Origin of the sequence: Bartonella sp. AP4SXKL, from assembly GCF_042195845.1 — a bacterium.
Taxonomy (GTDB): Bacteria; Pseudomonadota; Alphaproteobacteria; order Rhizobiales; family Rhizobiaceae; genus Bartonella.
Genome location: NZ_JBHIPA010000083.1, coordinates 1 through 582 on the forward strand (window position 1 = coordinate 1; position 582 = coordinate 582).

At 35.1% G+C, this 582-nt stretch carries 1 protein-coding gene and 1 pseudogene; both read right to left on the reverse strand.

Going from position 1 to position 582, the window contains the following annotated elements; translation table 11 throughout:
* A pseudogene (locus ACFIMI_RS09790) lies at positions 1–266 on the reverse strand (hypothetical protein); the annotation flags it as partial.
* Positions 253–582, reverse strand: a 330-nt coding sequence (locus ACFIMI_RS09795) for a hypothetical protein (RefSeq protein WP_375692545.1), incomplete at its 5' end; no start/stop codon positions are given. The pseudogene ACFIMI_RS09790 and the gene ACFIMI_RS09795, both read right to left, overlap by 14 nt.

A 582-nucleotide genomic window follows, 5' to 3' on the forward strand; every position in this document is an offset into this window, starting at 1 on the left:
AGTCTGTGCATATACTGTTGTAAATCACGTGTTAGTTTCACCCAACCCGTTGTATCATCATCTTTATATTTTGGATTGTTCTGCAACTCAAAAGGAATATGAGAATTGCATAAAATTGCAAAAACCGCTGTGACTATTACCAAAGAAACAGATGCAAATATCAAAATACTTTGAATAAAGTAGGGATTTTTTTTAATTCCTAAAAAACATAAAAATATAAAAGTTATAATGCCAAACAAGGCTCTTAGCTGTTTATCTGTAAACATATTTATTTCCTGCGGTTTTCGATAATTTTTTGATCTCTTTATTGATCTCATCTATAAGAGGTTCGTAATTGAGAATGCTTTTCGGAATACCACCACCGTAAACCCATGCTTTTACTTGCGCTTTGGTACTAAAATCCGCATTTTCTGGTGTGGTATAATACTGGCCGCCATCAAACTTTTCACACTCTCTTGTGCCGTCTTCATATTCGTAGAGGTTGTAAAAATACTCCTCTGCTCCGTCCCCCCAAGGAACATAACCAACAGCTGTTGCAATAAACTCTTTTTGCATTGGTTGTTTACGCTTTTTTAAGAACAG